This is a genomic window from Amphibacillus sediminis NBRC 103570, from assembly GCF_001552275.1.
In the GTDB taxonomy this organism is placed as follows: Bacteria; Bacillota; Bacilli; order Bacillales; family Amphibacillaceae; genus Amphibacillus_B; species Amphibacillus_B sediminis.
The window spans coordinates 1-19,039 of sequence record NZ_BCQW01000028.1; the positions used below are offsets into that span (position 1 = coordinate 1).

Sequence of the window (19,039 nt, forward strand, 5' to 3'; positions counted from 1 at the left end):
CAAAATCTGGTATCCTAATTTTTATCATCATGCTTGTACTGAAAGTTAGTACAATAACAATTGCCAAAATTGAAAATCCCCATCTTTTATTTTTGGCATCCATAATGGAGAAAACTCTATGCTTCATCCCTTTCTTCCCACTATAAAAGTTTGTAGAGAATTTGCTTTTCACCATTGGTTGTTTTCTAATAACCCCAATGATTGCTTCAACGTATTTTTGTCGACCATTCATGTCTGTACTTTTCACTACTTCTTCATCACAAGAAATCTCGCATTGAATAGCGATTTCTCTTGCTACCAGATAAACGAATGGATTGAACCAATGCAGTGCTGTAGCTAAAAATACTAATGCTTTATACCAAATGTCTCTGCGTTTATAATGGATCAATTCATGCTTTAAAATAAGCGGAAGCTCATCTGGAGGAATGTTGTTTACTGGAAGCAAAATAGTTGGTCGGAAAAAACCAAGCAACATAGGACTAGAAATACCAGGACAGGTTTGCAATTCTATCTGTTTCCTAATACGCAACTCCGTTTGAACCCCATGCAACATATTCAGTACTTGTTCATCATCCACTTTAATGCTCCAACGTTTCACCATTTTCAAGAAACGTCTGTGTCGAATTATATGAATTGTGATAAAAACAGCCACACCGACAAGCCATAGCACACTAAATAGAACAGGCCATGAAAAAGTTGATAACGTGGTTATCTGATAGGGTTTTACGAAATAATTATTTGTTGCAGGCATGAATGTATCAATAGCAATTACTGAACCTTGCCAGGAAAATCTGAATGGAATAATCATCCCTAAAATAATCACCAGCCATGCATAATAACGTCCTTTTGCTGTAAAAATTTTGCTTAATAATGGCGTGACCGCAATGTACACAATCGCGATTATTGACATAGCAATAGAAACTTCAAGTAACGAAATCATAAATTGCTGCAAAGTTATTTCCTCCGTTCTTTAGCCCATTTCAATAATTCATCTAATTCTTTCTCGGAAGGCTCTTTTGTGTTGTACAAAGTGTTGACTAGGCTTAAAAATGAGTTTTTATGATACTGTTTCATAAACTTTTCTGTTTCTAATTCGAGATAATCTTCTTTACTTATTAAAGGATAATACGTACGCTCTTTTCCTTTTTTTTCTGTTCGTAAAAACCCTCTTTCGACTAAACGTCTCATAAGGGTAAGTACAGTAGGTGCTTTCCATTTGCGTTTATCCCCTATTTCTTCCATAATCATCGCTGTTGTGATAGGTGATTCTTTCTCCCATACAACCTTCATAATTTCAAATTCTGCGTCTGGCAGCCTCTTCATATTTTCCATACAAATAACTCCTTTTCTACAATTGTCTTTCTGATATTCTACACTTGTAAAATATGATAGTCAATAGCTTTAATAAATATTTTTACAATTGTCTAAAATATATGACTGTCTTGCCATTAATGGCAAGGTCAATTCGTTTAAATACACCACCACACAGCTTTTAACCTTTAGTTGACATCTTTTTAAGTTTGGAGGAATGCACATGAATCAAGTACCTTGGTATCAACAATTAAAAGATAAACGCTTGGAATACGGTGTATCACAAAATAAACTAGTTGTTCATATGGGAATTTCACTACTGAAAGAACAAGGATTAGATTCCGTAGGAATGCGTCCAATTAGAAGTGCAAAAGGAACGATGAGTGTGTTAGCCAAAAGGCTCGGAAATGGTCGTAGTTGGATAGAAAAGGACTTATAGGAATGAGTACTGGATTGGTTACCTTCCTTGATCATTTGGCATTAAAAACATTATTCGGAGGAGTCGAAAGACGGACAGAAAACAAGAAAGAAAAAACTTCCGAGACATTACGAGAGAAAGTAACAAGTGCCATTGGTGAAGCGACGAGAGACAATCTGAGATATCTCAAGGGAAAGGCAAATATCCCTGTATATTAGACGTTAAAAGCGTTGACAGGCTTTTAAAATAAAATGGTCAGTAGTATTCTAAATGAATGAATTCGCTTATATTAATTAAGGGAAAAAGTGAGCCTTCGTTCAGTGGGGGTTCGACGCATAGGATGTACTCGTGCAGACGTTGCGACACGACGTCGCGAACTTAGTCAATTTCCTCTTTCCCCCACTGAACGTTAGTTGAACCAATCGGGACGTTCTAGCAGTTGGATCTACCACTTAGACATGACGTATTCCCTTATTTCTTGAACGGGGATGCTTACAAAAGCCCTTCGATGGGGCGAGTAATCGCAGTCCCAGCCAGTTACACTGTGATAAAAAAGATACCTACAAATACTTAACTTAATCAAGGTTCCTTGAATCGTAAAATACACATAGGAGGAAGATGACAGAATGGACTGCCATCTTCCTTTTCAATCTTTACTGCTTTTCCATCCTGTGTAAGCGATTGTACAAACGGAGGCAACCAGAAACACTAACCACCCAGGATGCCAGGCATTCCAAATAAAACCGATTGCAAGAAAAACAACAGTTGCCAAGGGCCAAACTACCGCATGAATCCAGCCATGTTTGCTCAATTCCTCATCTTTCTCATACTCCTTTACATATTCTTCATTGTTAGCAACCAATCGTTCGCCCTCCATTGCCGATCCTGCAATAATGAACAAGTACACAGCAAATGCCCATGTCAGCGGCATTAGTGCTAAGAGGGGATCTCTGTCTGCATGACCTGTGTCGTTAGTCAAAAAAGGTATCCCAAAACTTAATATAATGATCACAATTCCGGTGACGATTAATATTCCATACCTTTTACGATTGGCCAAGCTTTTCTGTCTAAAGTCTTGAATAAACGAATCATCAAAAACTAATGGTTGTGTTTCAAGTTCCTCGTACGCTTTTACGCTAAAGCCTTGCCACACCAAGATAGCCACTCCAACAGCAACAACCATCATAAACAACACATAACTAAACGCTTCTTGAAAATACATAGGCAATAAGATCGAGGCTATAAGAATAGCCACGCCAGCTGCGATTTTTTTTGCGCCCTGCTTCTTATTTAAAAGATAGGCTTCCACAACTTCCTGACTGGCATAGTAGCCCTCGTCAATCGTTCCTTGTTCTCCGAAGGGCTGATCTTCATCCTTTAATAGGTAATCGATCGAAACCTGGAATAGCCTGCTCATTTTCACCAGTTTCTCTGTTTCCGGAAAGCCTTGACCGTTCTCCCACTTACTTACCGCTTGTCTGGAGACTTGAAGCTTTTCGGCAAATTCCTCTTGGGACCATCCTTTTTGTGCTCTCAGTTTTTTTAGTTTTTGATAAAATTCCATTCTCTTCACCTCACCCTTATCGTAAACCAACAGCCACTATTTATCTACCTACCAGAGGTTGCAACCTTGCCATTTTACAGTTGCACCTTCGCTTTTTTTGCGTAGCATCGCGATTTTTCTCGTTGCAACACTCGTTAAGAGAGTTTTCCAGGTGAGATAGCCAGATTATAATTCTATAATCAAACCTATGAAGATATTAATCCGGGTTGTTGCCTTGTCATTCGAATTATTCCACCTTTTTCCGGTCAGCTGCGTCCTACAAAAGACAGAGCTCGCCTGCCAGACGGTCGAATAGCCAGACAAAAACAGTCCCTCTTTTTAACCGCAGTTGCTCCATTCAATTTTGAAGCAAAGCTTTTGTCAGATTCGAAATTTCTTCGATAATAATTCCAGGTTCATGATGATGCACATAATGGCCCGCACTGTCTAATATCATTTGTTTGTTGTTTGTTGACCATTCCGCCAGCGCTTCCTGAGACTCCGCCCACCCCTTGATCGCTTGCTGATTGATCCCCGATGTGAACCAGATAAGCGGCAGATCCCCAAGATCACCGGCATCGATCACTTTTTTAGCATTAGACTGCAGAAGCAGCATTTCGTCAATGACTGTGTCATTCGAAAAATTTTTCAAGAACATCGCAAGCTGCAATTTCTTGAGCGACTCAGGAATATGTTGCCCATATCCTTCTTCTGGCTGAAGCAAGGTATCGGCAACGGATTCAATATTGGATAGCATACGCAGCACGCCGGTGTTTTTCAACGTTTGCATGCTCTTCTGAACTGCTTTCGAAGGTGTCTCATAGGTCTCGTAAAATGTCGGATTGCCAGCATCAAGAAGAACAATACCTGCAACTTCATCCGGATGTGTCTGGGCAAAGCGAATAGCTTCCAGAGAAGCGATGGAATGTGCAACGAAAAGATAAGGGCCCTTCTCCCCGCTCTCGTGCAATAAGGTGTGCAATTCTTGCGTAATGGTATCAATATCCCTTGAAACCGATGTTTGATCACTCCAGCCATAACCAAAGCGATCATAAACGACCACCCTAGCCTGCTCGGAGAGTTTCTCATGCAGCGGGTAGAAATCCACATATGGATTTTCCGTACCATGCCCCGAAGCCAACACAATGGTCATATCTCCTTCACCTTGTGCGTATACATGCATTTGTTGCCCTTCAACCTCAACTATTGTGCCCAATGGCGGATATTGAATGGCTTCCGCCTGCTTGCTTCGATCTTGGTAAATGGAACCCGCGATTACTGACACTACGAGCACCAACAGGATAATTAGCACTGCTTTGGGCCATCGCCTCTTCAACATCTTTGTTTTTTGTTCTAATGTCATTCTCAACCCTACTTTCATTTGTTGTTCGTTCATCCCATACCAACGAGCTTTATTTGCAATCATAAACCAATCATGCTATTATCATTATATAAAATAGTAACAGTAAGTCAAGCAATCCTTATCGTTGCTGTTACGACAATCCTATACAAATTCGAGGTGAGGACTGTGAAAAAAACCGATTTACTGCTTCATCCCGTACGGATGCGAATCATTCAACAGTTGCTTGCGGGAGAGCCTCAAACCATTTTGCAATTGGTGGAAGCGCTTGGTGATGTGCCGCAAGCCACTCTATACCGCCATATGAAGCTGATGCTGGAATCCAACTTGATTGAAGTCGTCCAAGTCAACAAAATACACGGACAAGAAGAACGCGTCTATGCTGTCATGCAAGAAAATTTGTCCATTTCGGAGAGTGAAGCATACTCCGCTTCTCAAGAGGACCATCTGCGGTACTTCTCCGTCTTCCATGCCAATCTGCTCCAACAAGCAACCGCTTATCTGAGCAAAACACCGCCAGAGCAGTACGCGGCAGATGGATTCGGTTATTGGAACGCACCGCTCCATATGACGGATGAAGAGTTTTCAGCTTTTGTTGCAACCATCAATGAATTGCTGGACAAGGTTGCGGCGAATAAGCCAGCTCCTGGGCGAAAAACACGTCTTTTTGCTTCGATGATGATTCCACAATCTCAAAAAAAAACAAGTAAAGGAGAGTAACAATGAATACTCAGTTTCTTTTTGACTCTACTGAAGTCGTCTTAACGTTTTCCGGGTTAACAGCCATTACAGGTTTCAAGCGCAAATTGACAATTCCTTATTCCGCGATTATGTCCGTGCAGACAGGGCCATTCCAAGAGCGCGTCACGGCATTGCCAACTGGAGGGGTATCTCTGCCCTTTTATCGAACAGGACGCTTTCTCCATAACGGAAAACGAACTTTCATGGCCTACTCGAAGCGACATTCGGTCGTGATTCTCGAATTGGCTTCCTCGTCTTTGTACCAGCGTATCGTTGTGGAAACCGAACAGCCTGAACAAATCAAGCAGGAGTTAATGGCCCGCTGTCAGCATTTATGATCTGCCTATTCTGAAACATAACTTAACGATTTTCAATAATATGACACGTATGAAAGTCCGTCGATGACCCATTTGCATCCGTCTATCTGAAGTATATGAATGAAGAAGAATTTATGGACTGATCCGTACTTTGACAAAAGACTATAGCTACTCTACTTTTTCTCGTTGAAATTGCAAGTAGAGGGGATTTTTGAACAAGGCTGGAAGATGGCTATTCTTTCTCGTAGGTATAATCGTTTTAGTGACATGTGCATCTTATTTGAAGTCGAACCTGAATAAAAAAAATTTGACGGAACTACATTAAACGTGATTCAGAATAATATTCAACCGATCTTTTTGTCAAGAACGCGAAAATGTGAAGGTAGTGAGAAAACTAGACTGGAACTTGGTCGACAATACGTTGAACCTGAAAGCCACTTGTTTTGGTCTAGCTAATTGTGATGCACGATTCGAGGTCTACGTTCCTCTTGATGTGGTGGTTCTCCGCAATGGTAAGTCGACTCAGCTTACCGGAAAAGCTGATTGATCTGCAATATTAATATCAGCCCTACTAGAGACTCACCGTCTCTTGGAACGGTTGTTAGATTCTAGGTTTCAAGTCTTGGTTCACGAGGGTGCATATATTTTCTTGTCTCTTATCTGACAGGGCGCTTCTTCTATCAAAGTTTACTCGAAGCATCATTCGGTCATCATACTCGAATTGTTCCTTCGAGTTCGTACAAACGTATTAATATGGGGACCGAGACTCCTACATCACATCGTTGCCAATTTCATGAGTTCACCCGTCCTAAAACCTCATGAACAAAACCGACTTTCAAATTTGAAAGTCGGTTTTCAGTTCCCCATTCGCAAAAGCTTGTTAATACCCCTTAACATCTAATTTAAAATTTTCGTTTTTTTAATTCGTGGTGTTTGCTAATAATCAGATTCAATAAACTAATTTTCTAGAACCTTTAAATTAAATCGTATTATTTGTTGCCCCATAACGACGGAATCTTCATCTATCCATTGAAAAATAACCATTGCTTTCGTTATACCCGCACCAGGATCAGGAGGAGAAAATCCATATATACCGTTATCAGGAATATCGCCTTGCCAGTACCCTCCTTCTTCACCTTCAAATCCAACAACTGCAATATAATAATTTGGCTTATCTTTAGCTTGTGAGAAATCAAAGTTTACAAGGTACTTATCTAATACTACTTCGTATGGTTTAAGATCATTATTTTCTTCTTGCAAATTCAAGTAAAAAGAGAGGATTTCATCATCAGAAAGTTTTTCATTCTCCTCGTCCCAGAAAGACGTTTCAATTATTAATCCGTCTTTTTTTTGAGTATCACCTTCGTATAAGTCTTGTCCAGACCTGACTATTAATAACTCGAATTCCGGAGCTTCACTTTCTATTAAGGTATTATTACTACAGGATACTAAAACTAAAAGAAGAGAAATACATATTAATACTTTTTTAACATAACTATACATTATCTTTTAACCCATTCTACTGATGGACCTGCTGGTTCATATACATATCCAGTTTTTTTCTTTCCAGTTGGCGAATCTTTTCCAGTAGCATAAACTCTATGATATTCTGCTTGATTTATTCTATGTTTCTTTTTACCCTCACGATAGTAAACCGCCCAAGTTTCTCCTTTTTTGGTGTGGGGTGATGTACTTGTATATGATACTGGATATTTACTCCCTGGTGTAACACCAATAGAAACACCTACAGCTTTAAAACTAACTGAAAATGAACCGGACCATGTTGCCGACTGATTATACTTTATTGTTATACCATGTTGTTGTCCATTCGTATTCGATTTGAATTCATCCCAAAATTTACGGGTGGAACTATACTCCTTATTAAGATATTTAGTACTTGTAATTCTCCAATATTTGTAGTCGCATGTAGCACAACTAGGTGTAAATAAATCATCTTGTTCTAAATCAGATGCAGCTAAAGTATTTTCTGGTATAAGTAAAAATAGCATAAATAAAAATAGAATAATAAATTTTGTGCATCTCTTCACAATATATACTCCTTTTTTTGTATTTTTATAACATTATATTCCTTATCCGTAATATTACACCACTATCATTTGTAATTCAATAAATCAATTCACATCTTAGATATTTATAATTATTATATTATTCTACAAAATTCGTTACTTATAGTTCATCAAATTCAACTTCTAATAAGATTAAGTCTAATTTTTCCCTACAATTAAAGAGACATTGTCAGTGTGCTTTTCATTTGAAAAGGTCACCAAGGAAATACAGAAAAATTAACTGCATACTTACACCTAACAAAACCGACTTTCAAATTGAAAGTCGGTTTTGCCTAGAGCTTCAGTTCCCCCATGCGCAAAAGCTCTACCACAGCTTGTGAACGCCCCTTAACACCTAATTTTTGAATTGTGTTTGATATATGGTTCCGTACGGTTTTCTGCGAGATAAATAGTTCCTCCGCTATATCTTTGGTTGTTTTATCTTGCACCAGTAGTTCGAACACTTCTTTTTCACGTTTTGTCAATAATTGCTTCGGCTTGTAGTCGTGATCTTTCAAATTTAGACCCCTCCTTGCTGTCCTTAAAGCTGCGTATTGAAGGGTATTAATTGATTTAGTCATGGTATTTTATGAAAATGGCTGGTTTCTGTGCTTTTACAAATGAGATTATTTAAAAACCAACACCTGTCATAATTATTTGGGGAAGGATTCACCATGTTTTTCCTGCTTATTCTGATCAAATTCAAGTCTACTCATCTAATTTCCAAGAAATGCTTTATAAGAGCAAACGATCTAAGCAGATGTTGGTAATGAACTCAATAAACCCGCAACACTTAAAATACCAAGCAAAATCTAACCTAACTGTTCTATCTCACTTATGATTTATGATTAAAAATTGATCAGTGTGACAAATACGATAACCTAATTGCACGTAGGAATCTGTCTCATATAGCAAATAATCTAAAGATTTCTGATTTTAACCAAAGCTAATTCAACATTTCAAAAGCAACAACTATGTTAAATCAGTACCGAGCTAAAATGCCTCTTTCGTAGCTGAGCAACGTATGTTTCTTCCTTCCCTATTCATACTGTCGAATCATATTAGTCCTCCATCAATAAAAGGATTGCATTCGATCAATTTAGAGGTGATAATAGAATTTAGGTTATATGTTTAAGGGGGACTTGGATTTATGCATGACAACATCACTAAAATAGAGGCGATTGTGGAAAAGATGGAGACAACGGGATCAGGCTATGATTTACTACGCTATGTTGCTTTGCCTGATTTACTTGGCAAGGATGCGCCGACTATTTTATATGTGTTAGGAAAGAATTTAGCAAGACAGATTAAATGGAGTTCGATTGATCAAGTCATTATCTTTTTTAAAAATACTGGTTGGGGTGCACTTGAGCTTGTCAAGGAAAAGCGTTCAGAACATATTTTTAAACTACAAACCAAAGCGATTTCAAATCGTTATGCACTAGGAATTGAGACCGATTATCGTATTGAAGCTGGTTTCTTAGCTGCTGCTATGGAGCAAATCAAACAATACAGCTGTGAGTGTATAGAAGAAGAAAAGCCGAAAAAAAATTATGTCGAGCTTCGAGTTCAACGCTATATTTAACTCACTGCTTAGCGATAGATTTAACATCATTTATTTTTGTATCTCAACATTAAAACAGCCTATAAACACGTGATCGGCTCTTACGTGTTTATAGGCTATTTTTAGCTTAAGTCTTTTTCTTGGTTTAAATGGTCTAAGATAGTTTGTGCAGTCGGCTCTGGTATACCAAGTCGCTTCAAGGTTTCAATTGAAGCTTGCTTAATTTCTGCTATCGATTTAAAGTGTGTTAACAAAAGCTTACGACGTTTTTCTCCAACACCTGGAATAGCATCAAGCTCTGATTTAAAGGCACTTTTCCCACGTAGTTGGCGGTGGAAAGTAATCGCAAAGCGGTGTACTTCGTCCTGAATCCGTTGAATTAAATAAAATTCTTGTGATTTACGGTCTAATTGTATCGGCTCTGGGGGTTCGCCATAGAGTAATTCACTTGTTTTATGCTTATCATCTTTAGCTAAGCCACATAATGGGATGTCTAGACCAAGTTCATCTTCTAAGACTTCAATCGCTGCAGACATTTGTCCTTTACTTCCATCGACTAAAATTAAATCTGGTAGAGGTAGATTTTCTTTAAGTACACGGGTATAACGACGTCGAATGACTTCACGCATTGTTTCATAATCATCAGGGCCCTTAACTCCCCTTACCTTATATTTTCGATATTCCTTTTTTTCCGCCTTCCCATCAATAAACACGACCATTGCTGAGACAGGATCGGTACCTTGAATATTAGAGTTATCAAAAGCTTCGATTCGATGTGGTGTTTCGATATTTAATTGTTCACCAAGACGCTCCACTGCCTTAATTGTACGTTCCTCATTACGTTCGATTAGTGAGAATTTCTCAGCTAAAGCAATTTCAGCATTTTTACCAGCCAAATCAATTAAATCCTTCTTACGACCGCGATAAGGGATCGTGACATCAATCTCCAATAATTCACTTAATAGCTCATAATTGATTGGAGCAGGTACTAAAACTTGCTTTGGCTTTGGATGATTATGATGCAAATAAAAGCGCCCAATAAACGTGGTAAAGGTTTCCTCTGCATCATCGAAGAATGGAAAAATCGACACGTCTCGTTCAATTAGTTTTCCTTGACGAATAAAAAACACTTGTACACACATCCAGCCCTTATCATAAGCATAATGAAATACATCACGATTGACTTGGTCCTTTAAGGTCATTTTTTGTTGTTCCATGACTGCATCAATATGTTGAATTTGATCACGAAGCTCCATCGCTCGTTCAAAATTTAGATCTTCACTGGCTGCTTCCATTTTAGCTTTTAACTCTTTTTTTATCGCTAGATGCCCACCGTTTAGAAATGAAACAACGTCCTGTACAATGGTTTGATACTCCTCCTTAGTTGGCGGTGAGTCAGCACAGGCTAAGCACTGACCTAAATGATAGTATAAACAATGCTTGCCCGGTGGATTATTGCATTTCCGTAATGGATAGATTCGATCTAACAGCTTCTTAGTCTCTCTTGCGGCTAATACATTCGGATAGGGACCAAAGTATTTTCCTTTATCCTTTAATACCTTCCTTGTCACAATTAACCGTGGATGTCTTTCGTTGGTCACCTTTAAGTACGGATAGCTTTTGTCATCCTTTAATAAAACATTATATTTAGGATCATATTTCTTAATTAAATTCATTTCTAGAATAAGTGCTTCAATCTCTGATGAGGTCACGATATATTCAAAGTCAGCAATTTCCTGAACAAGTCGTTGCGTTTTTTGATCATTAGCGCCTGCAAAATAAGAACGAACACGATTTTTGAGTTTTTTTGACTTCCCAACATAAATAACCGTGCCATGCTTATCCTTCATTAAATAACAGCCTGGCTGAACAGGTAAAACAGCCAGTTTTTCTTGAATCAAACTAGACATAGACGTACACTCCATCTTTACAAAAATGATCTGTCACTAGTATAGCATACGTGAGATAAGCATTGAATAAATTAATACTCTAGTACATCCCTTCATCACATCAATAAAATGAAACCTCGTTTAGTGGAGTTTCGACGCAGAGGATATGCTAGTGCAGACATTGCGACACGAGGTCGCGAACTTAGTCAGCTTCCTCTCCCCTACTCAACGTTAGTTGAACCAATCCTGAAGTTACTGGCTGTTGGATCTCTTACTTAGACATGACGTGTTCCCTTATTTCTTGAAGGTGTAGGCTTACAAAAGCCCTTCGATTGGGCGAGTAATCGTAACCCCAGCCAGTTACACTGCGTTAAAATTGAATGGAGGGCAGTAGTAACTCTGTTTCACCTGATTCTTTCTTTAACGCTGACTATCCTTCACTTTTTAACCTTCAATTGTCCAATTCTTTAATCACAAAAACTACACCTCAAATGACTGAAGACACTTGAGGTGTAGTTTTAGCTCAATAGATAATTCAATTAATTATACGTGTTGATTAATCCGCTCTTCTAACGCTTCTTTCGGCTGGAAACCAACGATTTGGTCTACAATTTCACCGTCTTTGAATAATAAAAGTGTTGGAATACTCATCACACCATATTGGCTAGAGGTGGCTTGGTTATCGTCAACATTTAACTTAACAATTTTGACTTTATCGCCCATCTCCTCTGATATTTCTTCTAAAACAGGACCAATCATTTTACAAGGGCCACACCATGGAGCCCAGAAATCAGCTAAGACAAGGCCAGATCCAGTTTCTGTTGCGAAATTAGCATCTGTTACATTTGTAATTGCCATTATCTAATCCCTCCTAATACTATAGCTATTTAATTCAAATGCTAGTATAACACCCAAGCTAATCATTTGGCTAGCTGTCTGCTCATAGCTAGCTTTCCCAGTCAGTGTCTACTAATACCGATTATTTAAATTCAAAGATGGTTACACCACTGCCACCTTCATTCATACCACCTGGCCTTGCTGATTCAATCTGGCGATGTTTCTTCGCAAATTCCTGAACACCCTTACGCAAAGCCCCTGTCCCTTTTCCATGAATAATGGATACACGGGCATAACCAGCTAGCAAAGCGTCATCGACATATTTTTCAAGCTCTTGTATGGCGTCCTCATAACGCTCCCCGCGTAAATCAAGCTCGGTTTTAACATGATAGTTAGAGCCTTTAATAGTCGCAAGTGGTCTCTCGACAACAGGGTTATCTCTTTTTAGTAGTTGGAGATCTTGTCTTTTCACTTTCATTTTCATCATCCCAACCTGAACCTGAAATTCATTGTTACTCACATGCTCAAGGATCGTACCGTTTTGATTCAAGGTTAATAATTTTACTTCATCTCCAACTTCAAGGGTTTGCTCTTGCTTTGGTCGCTTCGAGATAGTCTGTTCTTGTGTTTTTTGGCTTAACTCAGGTTTGGCTTGATCAAGTAATTTACGCGCTTCAATCCATTCATGCTCTTTAAGGGCCGATTGATGCTTCATCGCACGAATCGTATCAACAATTTCTTCTGCTTCTTTACGGGCCTTTTCAATCGCTTGCTCTGCCTTTTGTTCGGCCTTCTTATATAATGTTTCCCGTTCTTGTTCAAACTGATGCCATTGCTTTTCCAAATGACGTTTAAGTTGTTCTGCCTCCTGTAACGTTCGCTCAGCATCGTCATAATCTTGCTCAGCCTTTCGTCGAGCTGTATCAAGGGACTCAATCATTTTTTCTACACTGGTCGAATCTGTACCAATCAACTGTTTGGCAGATTGAATCAATTCACTATTCAAGCCTAAGCGACGAGAAATTTCAAAGGCATTACTTCGGCCTGGTACCCCAATTAATAAGCGGTAGGTTGGCTTCAATGTTTGAACATCAAATTCAACTGAGGCGTTAATGACACCATCACGGTTATAGCCATAGGCCTTTAATTCCGGATAATGTGTGGTTGCGATAATACGTGCCTTTCGTTTAACAACCTCGTCTAAAATCGCCATCGCTAAGGCTGCCCCCTCTTGTGGGTCCGTCCCTGCACCGAGCTCATCAAATAATACAAGTGTACGGTCAGTAACCTGTCCTAAAATCTCAACAATATTGGTCATATGTGATGAGAATGTACTTAAACTTTGCTCAATGGACTGCTCGTCACCAATATCAGCAAATACCTCATCAAAAACAGCCAATTGACAACCATCAAGTGCGGGTATTTGTAAACCGGATTGCCCCATCAGTGTACAAAGACCAATGAGCTTTAAGGTGACAGTTTTTCCCCCTGTATTCGGACCGGTAATTACAATAGCATGATAGTCTTTTCCTAATACGATATCATTGGCAACGACTTGATCCTGATCCAATAAGGGATGTCGTGCTTGCTTCATCTCAATGTAACCTTGGTCATTCATAGTAGGCATGGCGGCACGCATGGATTGGCCCAGTTTGGCACGGGCAAAAATAAAATCTAATGCGGCTAATGCTTCAACATTTACCTTTAATGGAACAAGGTCAGATGCGATGCTCACAGTAAGCTCTCTTAAGATACGTTCGATTTCTGCCTTTTCCTGCACCTTTGCTTCAGAAAGGGTGTTATTAATGTCCACTACGGCTTGCGGCTCCATGAATAGAGTCTGTCCAGAAGAAGATTGGTCATGGACGATCCCGCCGATTGCTGCGCGATATTCTTGTTTAACCGGTAGGACATAACGGTCATTACGTATGGTTACAATCGCATCTGACAGCATCTTGCTTTTGCTACGAATATAACTATCTAATCGTTCTCTAATTCTACTTTCGCTTGTTCTAATTTTCGCCCGGATCGCACGAAGCTTATCTGAAGCTCCATCCATCACGTGGGCATGATCATCAATACAGCTTCTAATTTCTTGCTCTAATTCACTTAACGGTTGAATATTAGCGACTTGCTCTCTTATTAAAGGCACCTCTAGTTCTTCTAAACTATCGACAAAACGTCGAAGCTGTTTGCCACCATAAATCAAACCAGCGATTTGCAGGCATTCTTGCGCGTTTAAAACGCCGCCTACCTCAGCCCGCTTTAAGCTTGGTCGAATATCGCTAATCCCTCCAAAAGGAACATCGCCATGAAGGCGAAGGATTTGGACAGCTTGGTCGGTTTCTGCTTGGAGCTGCTTGACGACAGCTAACTCGGTAGCTGGCTTGAGCCGTCGTGCCGAATCCTTTCCTAGTGAAGAGGCGGCATGATCAGCGAGCTGTTCAATAATTTTATTAAATTCTAAAACGCGAAAAATGCGTTCATTCATTATTATCACCTATTCTTCTTTTCTTTTCCAAAATGCTTTTAAGTCTTTGAGTGACCAGGTATTGACCACCATCTCCGGCTTAAGCCACCCTCTTCGGGCAACACGAACCCCTTCAGACATATAATGAAGCGATGCTTCATGATGCGCATCGGTATTAATAGCAATGTGAACACCTTGGTCTTGCGCCATTCGAACCCATTCCGCTGACAAATCAAACCGCTTTGGATTAGCATTCAATTCAAGAATGGTTCCTGTCTGTTTAGCTTTTTCAATCAGTTGCTCAACATTTGCACGATACCCTGCACGTCTTCCAATAATCCGTCCAGTCGGATGGGCAATCACCTTTACATAAGGATTTTCCATAGCATTAAACAAGCGTTTCATTATTTTTGCTTCCGTCTGATTAAAGCTCGAGTGAATTGCCCCGATCACAAAATCCATCTCCTTGAGGAAATCTTGCTCAAAATCAAGCGAGCCATCTGGTAATATGTCCATTTCTACCCCACAAAGGACGTCAATGTCTGGGTACTTGTTCCGGATACGTTCAATCTCAAGGCGTTGCTCACGTAAACGATCCTCATTCAGTCCGTTCGCGACACGTAAAAATTTCGAATGATCCGTAATGGCTAGATAGCGATAGCCCTTCTTTCTTGCAAACTGCACCATTTCTTCAATCGTTTGAGCCCCGTCACTCCATGTCGTGTGCATATGCAGATCACCTTGAATATCTTTCTCATCAATTAGCGAAACGGGATGTTCAAATGCCTCAAGCTCACCGGAAGACTCTCTTAGTTCAGGTGGAATATAATGTAAACCAAAGTGACCAAAGAAATCTGCTTCACTAGCAAATGTATGAATCTCACCTGATTCAATTACCTCAACACCATATTCACTTATTTTTTCGCCCTGTGCTTTCGCCTTTTGACGCATCGCCACATTGTGATCCTTCGAGCCAGTAAAATGATGTAAGGTCGTAGCAAATTGCTGATTTTCAACAATCCGAAAATCAACAGCAATATCATAACGATCAGCTAAAATAATTGATACTTTTGTGTCTCCTGAGGCGACAACTTCCTTTACCCCGTCCATCTTCAATAAAGCTGCTTTTACCTCGTCCGGTCGATCAGTTGAAATAATGAAATCTAGGTCTTTAATTGTTTCACGCATTCTGCGCATACTACCTGCCAATGAAAAGCGCTGAATCGAACGGATCGTCGCTAAGTAAGTCTCTATATACTTGGCAACAGGGAGCATATCTGCAATTGGCAGGCGTTCAGGACGTTGATTCACCTCTGAAATCGCCTTTAGAATTTTTTCCTCCGTTTTCTGACCAAACCCTTTTAATGCGGCTACTTTCCCAGTCTGACAGGCAGATTTTAATGTTTCAATATCGACTACATCTAATTCTTGATAGAGTCGGGCAAGTTTTTTCCCACCTAACCCGGGCAAGTCCAATAGCGGAATTAATCCACTTGGAACCCCTTTTTTTAACTGTTCTAACGTATCAGATTTACCTGTTGAAATATACTCATCAATAACAGCTGCCGTTCCTTTTCCAATGCCATTTAACTGGGTGAAATCATCAATCTCGGTAAGTGAACGCTGATCGGTCTCAATCGCTTGGGCTGCTCTTCGATAGGCAGCAATTTTAAAGGGGTTTTCCCCCTTGAGTTCAAGGTATACAGCAATTTCCTCTAATAAATGAATGATATCCTTTTTGTTCATGGCTAACACTAATATTTCCTCCATCTATTTTATTGACAAAACCCTTGCTGTTTGTCGGCAAGGGTTAGAAGGTCAATGACTATCCATTAATAACATACTCAAACCAGAGCGTTCTAATCTGCTGTGAAAAAACAGGGGTTTGCTCGATTATAAAAGCGGCAATACTTGAACGATCCAAAGCTGATTGTACCTGTGCGATAGGCAATAGTGATGCTACGTATAGAATAACAAATAGGACAAGATATTGCTCTAAAAAGCCAAATACTGCACCTAGCACGCGATTAACTGTACTCAACAATGGTAATTCGGCGACAAAATCAAGCATTGAACTGATAATACTTAGGATCACTTTCGTACCAAAAAACAATACCGCAAATGAAATCATATTATAATAAGCATTCTCTAATGGTAAAGCATCAGTAAAGAACGCCCATTGGTCACTTGCTATTCGTGGATAAGGCACGAAAACCTCCAGATGTCCAGCTAAACGATCGTAAAAATTCACCGCCACTAAAAAGGCAACAAAAAAGCTAATGAAATGGAAAATCTGTAAAATCAATCCTCGTTTTAATCCTCGGAAAACTCCTAATACAAGTAAAATCAATAAAATAATATCAATCATAGTCTTGTTGGTCCTCTTTCTCTTTATGTTTTTTTAATAGGGCATTATATTTCTCTTCAAGCTTCATATAATCATTTACTGCGTTAACAGCCGTTAATACCGCTAACTTTGTAGTATCCAAACTTTTATTCATTTGGTAGATCTCGCGCATCTTTTCATCGACAATACTTGCCACCATTCGGAGCTGATGGATATTTTCTTCACCGATTATCGTATAAGATCTTCCATATATGTTAACGGTTGAACGTGTTTTTTTTGATTGGGTCACACAAATTCCCCCCTCTATCAAATCTCTAATAATTATCTTAACATGAACAAGTTGATTTAGGAACTATTCTATTAACAAGATATTCATTTTTGTTCGATTTCGTTCGCTTAATCTTTGGTGATTATAAATAGACGTTGCTAAATGACATTATACCGCTCTTTTCGCAATTTTTGATTAAGGTTGTTATAGGTGTTTTGCTTTGATTAGGCAGTGACAAAACAACACATTACCAAGGTGTTTTATAATAGCTAGCTTTACTTATGAGCAACCCAGTGAATGGATACCATAACCGTCTACTTAATTAATTGAAGAAGGAATTTGTTATTTGATGCAGAAATATAAAGTGAAACTTCGTTCAGTGGGGGGGCAACGAATAGGATGTGCTCGTGCAGACGTTGCGACACGATGTCGCAAACTTAGTCCTCTCTCCCTAACTGAACGTTAGTTGAACCAATCGGGCCGTTACTGGCTGTTGAATCTCCCACCTAGACATGACATGTTCCCTTATTTCTTGAAGGGGGAGGCTTACAAAAGCCCTTCGATGGGGCGAGTAATCGCAGCCCCAGCCAGTTACATTGCGATAAACCAGCTTGGTCATTATGAGGATTTATCTGCTAATGACTTGGATCATCTTATCGTTTTACTCAAGAATCTCAAAAATAAAAAACAAATCATTCATCACGCTTTTAAACGATAACCCTTTAAAGGTTATAGCAACTATTCTGTGCTATACTAATATTATTATTTTATCTATAAAGGAGTGCCTATGGGTCAAATTGTATTGAACGTACCAGATCAAATTGTTAAGGAAATGAAGCAAGCCTACCAGTCCTATTTAAAACCCTCACCTCCTGGGGCGATTTTTTCGGCAAAGGTAAATGCGATTACGATTACAGGTTATAAATCAGGAAAAGTCCTGTTTCAAGGCGGTAATCCTGAGTTTGAAGCAACTAAATGGGAGAAACATATGGTTGAACCTGGAGATGGCACTGGAACCAAAAACGCCTCTAAGCTGACACACAATTATTATCCTGATCAAGCATTGCTCAGTCAGTCGATTATTGGTTCCGATGAAGCTGGAACTGGCGATTACTTCGGTCCGATTACAGTAGCAGCTGTATATGCTGAAGCAAAGCAAATCGACTTATTGAAGGAGCTTGGTGTAAGGGACTCGAAGAACTTAACGGATCAATCGATTCAACAAATAGCCAAGCAAATGCTCTTGCTCAATTTACCTTATTCGCTTGTCGTATTACATAATCCTAAATACAACCAGCTCCAACAACAAGGCTGGACACAAGGTAAAATGAAAGCCTTGCTCCATCATACAGCGATTAGCCATGTGTTAGATAAGCTTGGAACAACTAAGCCAGCCGGCATAGTCATTGACCAGTTTTGTCAACCAGAAGTCTATCTTAGACACTTAAAATCAGAAAATAAACAACTCCCAGAGCAAACCTATTTTATGACAAAGGCTGAGAGTCATAGTATTGCAGTAGCAGCAGCCTCTATTCTTGCCCGTGCTCGATTTGTGCAAGAGATGGCTCGTTTATCTAAGCAGGTTGGTTTTGAACTACCAAAGGGGGCCTCAGCAAAGGTAGATCAGGTCGCTGCTCGGCTGATTAAGCAGCATGGGATGGTCAAACTCAAGGAATTTGCTAAGCTACACTTTGCTAACACAACTAAAGCTAGAAATTATTTAAACTAATGAAATTTAGTTAATCAAATACGCCTTGACGTATTTGTGTCCAGATTGATACATTTCCGCTGATATTGAACTCATTCAGCCGGAGTACTTGAACACCACTGATTGGAAGTTAGATAGTCTTTTATCTCATTACTTATAGAAGTGGAAAACTTCTAGTGAATCAAGTTAAAATAGGGCAA

General features: G+C 39.4%; 19 protein-coding genes. 6 read left to right on the top strand and 13 right to left on the bottom strand.

Translation table 11 applies throughout. The features are described 5' to 3' along the window. Positions 1 to 952, bottom strand: a 952-nt coding sequence (locus ASE01S_RS13210; RefSeq protein WP_067843311.1) for a M56 family metallopeptidase, incomplete at its 3' end; no start/stop codon positions are given. Between the two features lie 2 nt (positions 953 to 954). Then, the gene (locus ASE01S_RS13215; protein ID WP_067843314.1) at positions 955 to 1,332 is read right to left on the bottom strand and encodes a BlaI/MecI/CopY family transcriptional regulator; all 378 of its coding nucleotides are present in this window, start codon (positions 1,330 to 1,332) and stop codon (positions 955 to 957) included. Between the two features lie 202 nt (positions 1,333 to 1,534). On the opposite strand from ASE01S_RS13215, the gene ASE01S_RS16100 reads away from it, so the two are divergent. Both ASE01S_RS16100 and ASE01S_RS13225 read left to right on the top strand, forming a co-directional pair. After that, complete coding sequence (locus ASE01S_RS16100) at positions 1,535 to 1,750, top strand: hypothetical protein (protein WP_067843317.1); 216 nt, start codon at positions 1,535 to 1,537, stop codon at positions 1,748 to 1,750. Between the two features lie 2 nt (positions 1,751 to 1,752). Further along, a complete protein-coding gene (locus tag ASE01S_RS13225) occupies positions 1,753 to 1,947 on the top strand; it encodes a hypothetical protein (protein WP_067843320.1) in 195 nt (64 codons plus the stop codon). A 428-nt stretch (positions 1,948 to 2,375) separates the two neighbouring features. Here ASE01S_RS13225 and ASE01S_RS13230 read toward each other — a convergent pair whose 3' ends face one another. Together ASE01S_RS13230 and ASE01S_RS13235 are read right to left on the bottom strand one after the other, a co-directional pair. Continuing rightward, positions 2,376 to 3,293 carry a helix-turn-helix domain-containing protein gene (locus tag ASE01S_RS13230; protein WP_067843323.1) on the bottom strand — a complete coding sequence of 306 codons (918 nt, stop codon included), beginning with the start codon at positions 3,291 to 3,293 and terminating at the stop codon, positions 2,376 to 2,378. 337 nt (positions 3,294 to 3,630) lie between these two features. Then, positions 3,631 to 4,698, bottom strand: coding sequence for an alpha/beta fold hydrolase (locus ASE01S_RS13235; RefSeq protein WP_067843326.1), 1,068 nt, complete (start codon positions 4,696 to 4,698; stop codon positions 3,631 to 3,633). Positions 4,699 to 4,800: 102 nt separating this feature from the next. Between ASE01S_RS13235 and ASE01S_RS13240 the strand changes: the two genes are divergently transcribed. Then, the gene (locus ASE01S_RS13240; RefSeq protein WP_067843329.1) at positions 4,801 to 5,352 is read left to right on the top strand and encodes a helix-turn-helix domain-containing protein; all 552 of its coding nucleotides are present in this window, start codon (positions 4,801 to 4,803) and stop codon (positions 5,350 to 5,352) included. 2 nt (positions 5,353 to 5,354) lie between these two features. After that, positions 5,355 to 5,711, top strand: a complete 357-nt coding sequence (locus ASE01S_RS13245) for a PH domain-containing protein (RefSeq protein ID WP_067843332.1) — start codon at positions 5,355 to 5,357, stop codon at positions 5,709 to 5,711. A gap of 936 nt (positions 5,712 to 6,647) precedes the next feature. On the opposite strand, the gene ASE01S_RS13250 is transcribed toward ASE01S_RS13245, so the two are convergent. The 3 genes from ASE01S_RS13250 to ASE01S_RS13260 form a co-directional block, all read right to left on the bottom strand. After that, positions 6,648 to 7,193 (bottom strand): hypothetical protein, encoded by a 546-nt coding sequence (locus ASE01S_RS13250; protein WP_067843334.1) that lies wholly within the window; start codon positions 7,191 to 7,193, stop codon positions 6,648 to 6,650. Further along, positions 7,193 to 7,738 carry a hypothetical protein gene (locus ASE01S_RS13255; protein WP_067843336.1) on the bottom strand — a complete coding sequence of 182 codons (546 nt, stop codon included), beginning with the start codon at positions 7,736 to 7,738 and terminating at the stop codon, positions 7,193 to 7,195. Before ASE01S_RS13255 ends, ASE01S_RS13250 begins: the two co-directional genes overlap by 1 nt. 311 nt (positions 7,739 to 8,049) lie before the next feature. After that, positions 8,050 to 8,274 carry a helix-turn-helix domain-containing protein gene (locus ASE01S_RS13260; RefSeq protein ID WP_067843338.1) on the bottom strand — a complete coding sequence of 75 codons (225 nt, stop codon included), beginning with the start codon at positions 8,272 to 8,274 and terminating at the stop codon, positions 8,050 to 8,052. 632 nt (positions 8,275 to 8,906) lie between these two features. Here ASE01S_RS13260 and ASE01S_RS13265 point away from each other — a divergent pair. After that, complete coding sequence (locus ASE01S_RS13265; RefSeq protein ID WP_067843340.1) at positions 8,907 to 9,341, top strand: YslB family protein; 435 nt, start codon at positions 8,907 to 8,909, stop codon at positions 9,339 to 9,341. Between the two features lie 101 nt (positions 9,342 to 9,442). Here the strand turns inward: ASE01S_RS13265 and uvrC are convergent, their stop codons facing one another. The 6 genes from uvrC to zapA form a co-directional block, all read right to left on the bottom strand. Next, positions 9,443 to 11,230: an excinuclease ABC subunit UvrC gene (gene uvrC / locus ASE01S_RS13270; RefSeq protein WP_067843343.1), complete on the bottom strand. Its 1,788-nt coding sequence runs from the start codon at positions 11,228 to 11,230 to the stop codon at positions 9,443 to 9,445. Between the two features lie 522 nt (positions 11,231 to 11,752). Then, entirely contained in the window at positions 11,753 to 12,067 is a 315-nt protein-coding gene (trxA, locus tag ASE01S_RS13275) for a thioredoxin (RefSeq protein WP_067843345.1), read from the bottom strand. A gap of 121 nt (positions 12,068 to 12,188) precedes the next feature. Next, entirely contained in the window at positions 12,189 to 14,537 is a 2,349-nt protein-coding gene (locus ASE01S_RS13280; protein ID WP_067843348.1) for an endonuclease MutS2, read from the bottom strand. Positions 14,538 to 14,546: 9 nt separating this feature from the next. Continuing rightward, positions 14,547 to 16,262: a DNA polymerase/3'-5' exonuclease PolX gene (polX, locus tag ASE01S_RS13285; protein WP_245630385.1), complete on the bottom strand. Its 1,716-nt coding sequence runs from the start codon at positions 16,260 to 16,262 to the stop codon at positions 14,547 to 14,549. A 79-nt stretch (positions 16,263 to 16,341) separates the two neighbouring features. Then, positions 16,342 to 16,884, bottom strand: a complete 543-nt coding sequence (locus ASE01S_RS13290; protein ID WP_067843353.1) for a CvpA family protein — start codon at positions 16,882 to 16,884, stop codon at positions 16,342 to 16,344. Beyond that, entirely contained in the window at positions 16,877 to 17,152 is a 276-nt protein-coding gene (gene zapA / locus ASE01S_RS13295) for a cell division protein ZapA (RefSeq protein WP_067843356.1), read from the bottom strand. Before zapA ends, ASE01S_RS13290 begins: the two co-directional genes overlap by 8 nt. 766 nt (positions 17,153 to 17,918) lie before the next feature. Here zapA and rnhC point away from each other — a divergent pair. After that, on the top strand, positions 17,919 to 18,860 hold the full coding sequence (gene rnhC, locus ASE01S_RS13300) for a ribonuclease HIII (RefSeq protein WP_067843359.1): 942 nt from the start codon (positions 17,919 to 17,921) through the stop codon (positions 18,858 to 18,860). The last annotated feature ends 179 nt before the right edge of the window (positions 18,861 to 19,039 follow it).

Bases quoted from the DNA above. Each gene is read 5' to 3' on its own strand.
- ASE01S_RS13215 (WP_067843314.1), bottom strand. From the start codon at position 1,332: ATGGAAAATATGAAGAGGCTGCCAGACGCAGAATTTGAAATTATGAAG.
- polX (WP_245630385.1), bottom strand. From the start codon at position 16,262: ATGAACAAAAAGGATATCATTCATTTATTAGAGGAAATTGCTGTATAC.
- ASE01S_RS13235 (WP_067843326.1), bottom strand. From the start codon at position 4,698: ATGATTGCAAATAAAGCTCGTTGGTATGGGATGAACGAACAACAAATG.
- ASE01S_RS13245 (WP_067843332.1), top strand. From the start codon at position 5,355: ATGAATACTCAGTTTCTTTTTGACTCTACTGAAGTCGTCTTAACGTTT.
- uvrC (WP_067843343.1), bottom strand. From the start codon at position 11,230: ATGTCTAGTTTGATTCAAGAAAAACTGGCTGTTTTACCTGTTCAGCCA.
- ASE01S_RS13280 (WP_067843348.1), bottom strand. From the start codon at position 14,537: ATGAATGAACGCATTTTTCGCGTTTTAGAATTTAATAAAATTATTGAA.
- ASE01S_RS13250 (WP_067843334.1), bottom strand. From the start codon at position 7,193: ATGTATAGTTATGTTAAAAAAGTATTAATATGTATTTCTCTTCTTTTA.
- trxA (WP_067843345.1), bottom strand. From the start codon at position 12,067: ATGGCAATTACAAATGTAACAGATGCTAATTTCGCAACAGAAACTGGA.
- ASE01S_RS13290 (WP_067843353.1), bottom strand. From the start codon at position 16,884: ATGATTGATATTATTTTATTGATTTTACTTGTATTAGGAGTTTTCCGA.
- ASE01S_RS16100 (WP_067843317.1), top strand. From the start codon at position 1,535: ATGAATCAAGTACCTTGGTATCAACAATTAAAAGATAAACGCTTGGAA.
- rnhC (WP_067843359.1), top strand. From the start codon at position 17,919: ATGGGTCAAATTGTATTGAACGTACCAGATCAAATTGTTAAGGAAATG.
- ASE01S_RS13265 (WP_067843340.1), top strand. From the start codon at position 8,907: ATGCATGACAACATCACTAAAATAGAGGCGATTGTGGAAAAGATGGAG.
- ASE01S_RS13225 (WP_067843320.1), top strand. From the start codon at position 1,753: ATGAGTACTGGATTGGTTACCTTCCTTGATCATTTGGCATTAAAAACA.
- ASE01S_RS13230 (WP_067843323.1), bottom strand. From the start codon at position 3,293: ATGGAATTTTATCAAAAACTAAAAAAACTGAGAGCACAAAAAGGATGG.